This window comes from Candidatus Solincola tengchongensis (genome assembly GCF_015711935.1).
GTDB classification, from domain to species: Bacteria; Actinomycetota; Geothermincolia; order Geothermincolales; family RBG-13-55-18; genus Solincola_A; species Solincola_A tengchongensis.
The window spans coordinates 1-6358 of sequence record NZ_JACVJJ010000104.1 but is presented as its reverse complement, the minus strand read 5'-3'; the positions used below and the strand labels follow the sequence as shown (position 1 = coordinate 6358).

The following is a 6358-nucleotide window of genomic DNA, read 5'->3' as shown; positions in this document are numbered from 1 at the left end:
GGCCATGGCCTCCCTCAGAAAGGAGGTGAGGAGGAATCCCGAAGCCTGGCTCGAAAAGCACATGCCGCTTCTTGAGACAAGGAGCGGAGACCCCTGGGTGAAGGACGTCCTCAAGGCGCTTGCGGGACATGAGAGGATAGCGTGTTGAGGTTTTGTCGGGATGGGGTGCCTACTTTTTGTAGACAGCAACAGAGGATACTCGTTCCTTGACGACGCAATATTAATGTGGTACGGATATTTGCCGAATGTTTGCCGGAGGGGAAGTTTCGAGCAGGCGAGATACACGGGTGGAGACATGATCCCAGGAATTTCCATTTGCGGCCCGTCACGGGGAGTGGGCGCATGAAGCTAATCATAACCGAGAAGAACACCACGGCGCGGCGCATCTCCACCATCCTCTCGGATGGGAAGGCACGCCCGCTCTCCTCCTCCCGGAACCCCGTGTACGTCTTCCGCATGAACGGGGAGGAAGTCCACTGCCTGGGCCTCAAGGGCCACATCCTCAAGGTGGATTTCCCGCCCCGTTACCAGCAGTGGCAGGAGGTGGAGCCCAGGGAGCTCATCCGCGCCGACATCGTCAAAGTGCCCACCAACAAGACCCTCATCCGCACGGTGCAGAGCGAGGCCCGCAAGGCGGACGAGGTGATCATCGCCACGGACTTCGACCGGGAGGGGGAGCTCATCGGTGTGGACGCCATCAACATCATCCGGGAGGTGCGCCCGGACATCAAGGTCCGGAGGGCCCGCTTCTCCGCCCTGACCCCCTCCGAGATCAAGCGCGTCTTCGCCAACTTGGAGGAGCCCTACTACAACCTGGCCTCCGCCGGTGAGGCCCGCCAGGACATAGACCTCATCTGGGGAGCCAGCCTGACGCGCTTCATCAGCCTGGCCTCGACGCGGCTGGGGAAGAACTTCCTCTCCGTGGGGAGGGTGCAGAGCCCCACCCTGGCCCTCATCGTGGACCGGGAGAAGGAGCGCAAGGAGTTCGTCCCCACGCCTTTCTGGACCCTGAAGATAGACTGCCGCAAGGACGGGGAGACCTTCCAGGCGGTTCACGCCAAAGAGCGCTTTCCCACCCGGGAGGAGGCCGAGGAGGCCCATTCCCGCCTGGAGGGGAAAGCCACCGTGCGGGAGGTCAAGGCCACGGAGAGGAGCGTCAAGCCCCCCATACCCTTCAACACCACGGGGCTGCTCACCGCAGCGGCATCCCTCGGTTTCCCGGCGGCCAAGGCCATGAACATCGCCGAGAACCTGTACATGAACGGCTACATCAGCTACCCGCGCGTGGACAACACCGTGTACCCGCCCTCCCTGGACCTCAGGGGCATCCTGCGGGAGCTCTCCAGGAGCCCCGCCTTCGGCGAGCTGGCCGGGGAGCTCCTGGCGCGGAGGAAGCTGACGCCGACGCGGGGGAGCAGGCAGTCCACGGACCACCCTCCCATCCACCCCACAGCGGCCGCCTCTCCCGGCGACCTGTCGCCCCAGGAGTGGAAGATCTATGAGCTGGTGGCCAGGCGCTTCATGGCCACCCTGGCCGGAGAGGCCCGGGTGCTCTCCGTGCGCACCGACCTCGAATGCGGGCCGGAACCTTTCGTGGCCCGCGGGTCCCGCACCGTGGAGGAGGGCTGGTACCGGTTCTATCCCTACGGGAGGAAGAAGGAGGTGGACCTCCCGCACCTGGAGGCGGGCGAGGTGGTGGAGGTGGTGGACGCTCCGCCGCCCAAGAGGGGCGAGACGCAGCCGCCGCCACGCTACACCCAGGGCAAACTCATCGAGAAGATGGAGGAGCTTGGGCTGGGCACCAAGTCCACGCGCCACGCCATCATAGAGAGCCTCTATGAGAGGGGGTACATCTACGGGGACCCCATCGCCCCCACGGAGACGGGGATAGCCGTGGCCGAGGCCTTGCGCAAGTTCGCCGGGGTGATCTCCTCGCCTGAGATGACCGCGGCCCTGGAGAGGGACATGGACGCCATCGTGGAGGGCGCCGAGACGCGCCTGGAGGTGGTGGACAAGTCGCGGGAGATGCTCGAGGAGGTCATGCGGCTTCTGGAGGACAGCCGCTCCGAGGTGGCGGCGGAGATACGCAACGGCATCCGGGAGGACCGCGTTCTGGGCTCATGCCCGAAATGCGGTTCCCCGCTGCGGGTCATCCGGGCCAAGAAGAGCAAGAAGAGGTTCGTGGGCTGCAGCAACTACCCTGATTGTACGGTCACCTACCCCCTCCCCCAGAACGGGAACCTGGTGCCCACGGAAGAGGTATGCCCGGAGTGCGGCTCTCCCAAGGTGAGGATGGTTAACCGCGGCAGGAGACCGTGGACCTTCTGCCTGGACCCCGCCTGTCCCACGAAGGGGCGGGAGGCCGCGCCGGAGGCCGAGGCGCCCCCCTCCGGTGAGAAGGTCCGGACCGGTGAGGAGGGTTGATTCTGCAGAAGGCGGCTTTGCGCGCCACGCGCGGCCGTGTCCCCATGGGCTCCTGATCTCACCTGGCTTCCCGTTTCCGGCTTGAGAGGCGCGGTTCTCTGGGGGATGCCACGCCGGGAAGGGGTCAGCGGATTCCCAGCCTCCACCCCTTCGCGTTGCGGCCGATGGAGGTGAATACGCTTCCGAGAGAGGTGTAGAGGGGATTTCACCGCCTCCGGCGTCTCGAGCTCCGGTGGTTCTTGAGGTAAGAGTCGATCCCGATGACGATTTAGCGCAGGGACCTACCGGGTGGGTTGATCACCTGGATCATGGGAGTCCGTCTGCCGGACTCGGGTGCGGATGCGGCATCCGAGGGAGGAAGGACTGTTCCGCCCGGTTACCCTGAGGGGCCGGTGTAGCGGGATACCGGCGTCGCCAAGGTCAGACGCGAGCTCCCTTCCGGTTTGCGCCACCGGACGGCTTATAGGAAAATAACGCCATAACCGGGAAGGAAGGAGGAAAGGCGTTCATGCGCAAGGTGACCGTGGTGGGAGCGGGCATGGTGGGTTCCACCACCGCCATGCGGCTGGCGGAATCGGGGCTGGCCGATGTGGCCCTTATAGACGTCGATGCCGATCTGGCACGGGGCAAGGCCCTGGACATTTCCCAGGCCCTCCCCCTGACCGGTTCCCCTTCCCGCGTGGTGGGCGGGGACGACTACCGCCTTGCCGAGGGGAGCGAGGTGGTGGTGGTCACCGCCGGGTTCCCCCGGAGGCCGGGGATGTCCAGGGCCGACCTCTTGGGGAGGAACGCGGAGGTGGTGAGGGAAGTGGTGGGCTCTGCCGCCGCCGCCGCCCCGGAGAGCGTGATCATCATGGTTACCAATCCCCTCGACGAGATGTCCTACCTGGCCTGGAAGGTCACCGGGTGGGACCGGCACCGGGTGATGGGCATGGCCGGGCTCCTTGACGGTTCCCGGCTGGCCTACTTCGCCGCGCGCGAGCTGGGCGTATCCCCGTCGCAGGTCCAGCCCACGGTTCTGGGAAGCCACGGCGAGGCCATGTTGCCCCTTCCCCGTTTCACCACCGTGGCCGGGGTACCCTTGGACGAGCTGCTCCCGCCGGAGAAACTCGGGGAGCTCTTCGAGAGGACCCGCGAAGGGGGAGCGGAGATCGTCTCCCTGCTCAGGACGGCGAGCGCCTATTACGCGCCCTCCGCCTGCGTGGCCCGCATGGTGGAGGCCGTCCTCCGCGACGAGGATTACCGGGTGACGGCCAGCGTACTCCTGGAGGGCGAGTACGGCATCAGCGGGGTCTTCTTGGGCGTTCCTGTGGTCCTGGGCGCGGGGGGCTGGAAGAGGGTGGTGGAGCTGCCCCTCGAGGACCAGGAGATAGAGGGGCTTGAGGAGTGCGCCCGCCTCATCCGGAGCAGGATGGAGGAGCTGGATGGGTGGCTGGCGGGTTCTTGATCCCTCGCGGGTAAGCGAGGCCGTGGAGGAGCTAGCCGCAAGGGCCTCGCTGGAGCTTCCGAAGGACGTGGAGAGCGCCATCGCGGAAGCCCTGGAAAGGGAGACATCCAGCCTGGGGAGGTATGCCCTGGGCATGATCCTCGAGAACGCCGAAGTGGCCCGCCGGGAGGGGCTCCCCCTGTGCCAGGACACGGGCATGTTCCACCTCTTCGTGGAGCTGGGAGAGGGCGTGGCCCTGCCCCACAGCTTCCAGGCGGCGGTGGACGAGGGTATAAGAAGGGCCACGCGGCGGGTGCCACTCCGTTCATCGCTGGTAGATCTTCCCATCCGGGAACGTCGTGACCGGGGGGACAACACCCCGGTGCGCGTGCACGTGAGCGGGGGAGGTCCTGAAGGGGAGGCTCGCCTCACCCTCCTGGCCAAGGGAGGGGGGAGCGAGAACGCCACGAGCCTCCATTTGCTCCTTCCGGGCGAGGGAGAAGAGGGGGTGCGCCGGGTGGTCCTGGAGGCGGTGCGCGCCAGGGGGGCCCAGGCCTGTCCTCCCTTGGTGGTCTGCGTGGGAGTGGGGGGTGACGCCGGTGAGGCCCTGGAGCTGGCCCTGCGGGGCCTGCTGCGGCCCGTGGGAGAGAGGAATCCGCGCGGGGACCTGGCACGCCTGGAGGAGGAGCTCCTCGCGGAGGTCAACGCCACGGGCATTGGGGCCGCTGGGCTGGGCGGGGACACCACGGCCCTCGACGTCCACCTGCAGGAGGCTCCCACCCACATAGCCTGCCTTCCAGTAGGGGTGGTCCTGGGGTGCCACGCCCTGCGGCGGAGCACCGCGCTGCTTTGAGTCGGCATGGATGGCCTATGGAAAGAGATAACCAAAAGAACTGCACCGACTACCGGCCGGGTAGTTTCCGGCGCACGGAAGAGGACCTGCAGATAAAGCCGGCTGCCTTCCGGGGGCTGCTGCGCAACCGCGACTTCCTCTTCCTGTGGATGGGGCAGATGATATCCGCCGTCGGGGACTGGATAATCGTGGCCGTGCTCTTCGCCTACGTGGACCAGTTGTCCGGCGGGCGAAGTTACGCCATCAGCCTCATGATGCTCTCCAAGTTCCTCCCCGCCGTGCTCCTCGGCTTCCTCGCCGGAGTGATCATCGACCGCCTGGACCGCAGGTCCACCCTCATACTCTGCGACCTCTCCCGCGCCGCGCTGGTCGTCTTCCTGCCCTTCGCCGGGAACCTCCTCTTCATCTGCATCCTGGTCTTCGCCATCGAGACCTTCACCATCATCTACGGGCCGGCCAAGGACGCCAGCATACCCGACCTGGTAGAGCCGCAACAGCTGACCAACGCCAATTCCATGAACATGCTCACCCTCTACGCTTCCATGGCCTTCGGGACGGCCCTCGCCGGCAGCATCATCGGCTTCATTTCTTGGCTTGGCAGGCTCAACCCGGGTTTCATGGGCAGGATAGACCCCAATAAGGCCGCCTTCTTCCTCGATTCCCTCACCTTCCTGGCCTCCGCCTGGCTCATCTACCATATTGGCTTTAAGAAGATACCCCGGGAGGAGCGGGTCAAGATGACCACCGTGCAGGTGAGACGTGATTTCCGGGAGGGCTTCCGCTACCTTTGGGGGAGGGCCCTCACCCGTACCGTGCTCCTCCTCACCCTGGCCTGCTTCCTGGGGGGAGGGACCATCTACGTGCTCACGGTGAGCTTCGTGCGCTACGTCCTGGGCGGTAGCGGTTCCACCTTCATGTACATCCTCACCACCCTGCTCTTCGGCATGATGAGCGGTTCCGTCCTGGCCGGGGCGTTCAGGAGCCGGGTGCGCAAGGAGAGGGTGCTGGGGCTGGCCATCTCCGGCTTCGGGGCCGGCGTGGTGCTCTTCTCCATCCTCTCCGTGACCTGGATATCCTTCCTGGTGGCCTTCCTGGGCGGCGTCTTCATGGGCTATGCCATCGTGGGCATGGTCACCCTCCTGCATGAGAGGCTGGACGAGGAGTACCGGGGGAGGGCCTTTGCCACCATCCAGGTGATCATGCGGGCTTCCATATTCGTGTCCATCATGCTGGCCGGGCCCCTTGCGGACCTGATAACCGGGCTGGGCCGCAGGTTGGGCCTGCGTCCCCTCTCCCTGTGGCTGGTCAGGCTGGGCGGGTCCTACCAGGGTGAGATAGACGGGAGATACGCGGACTTCCGCTATCTCCTCAACGGTCCCCAGCTCATCCTGCTCGTGGGAGGGCTGGTGATCTTCGCCGCCGGCGTCTACGGGCAGCGTTCCTTCCACCGCCATTTCGCTTTCGCCGGCGAGGGGGCCTGTGGAGGGCCCCTGACCCCGGAGTGGGAGGAGGGCTATGGCTTGCCCGCCCCCTCGCTTGCCGGGGACAGGTCCGCGACCACCACCCTGGCGGGGGAAAGGGGGATGGATCCGGAGGGGCAGGATTCCGGCCGAGGGGAACCTTCCACGGAGGAGGTGGTGGAGGACCGTTGAGGC

At 66.1% G+C, this 6358-nt stretch carries 4 protein-coding genes; all 4 read left to right on the top strand.

The features are described from left to right. The first annotated feature begins 342 nt into the window (after window positions 1–342). A complete protein-coding gene (locus tag H7007_RS10530; protein ID WP_287155222.1) occupies window positions 343–2424 on the top strand; it encodes a DNA topoisomerase I in 2082 nt (693 codons plus the stop codon). Window positions 2425–2932: 508 nt separating this feature from the next. Beyond that, window positions 2933–3871 carry a malate dehydrogenase gene (gene mdh / locus H7007_RS10525; protein ID WP_287155221.1) on the top strand — a complete coding sequence of 313 codons (939 nt, stop codon included), beginning with the start codon at window positions 2933–2935 and terminating at the stop codon, window positions 3869–3871. Beyond that, window positions 3849–4703 carry a fumarate hydratase gene (locus H7007_RS10520; RefSeq protein ID WP_287155220.1) on the top strand — a complete coding sequence of 285 codons (855 nt, stop codon included), beginning with the start codon at window positions 3849–3851 and terminating at the stop codon, window positions 4701–4703. The genes mdh and H7007_RS10520 overlap by 23 nt, the downstream gene beginning before the upstream one ends. Window positions 4704–4720: 17 nt before the next feature. Further along, window positions 4721–6355 (top strand): MFS transporter, encoded by a 1635-nt coding sequence (locus H7007_RS10515; protein WP_287155219.1) that lies wholly within the window; start codon window positions 4721–4723, stop codon window positions 6353–6355. Window positions 6356–6358: the final 3 nt, after the last annotated feature.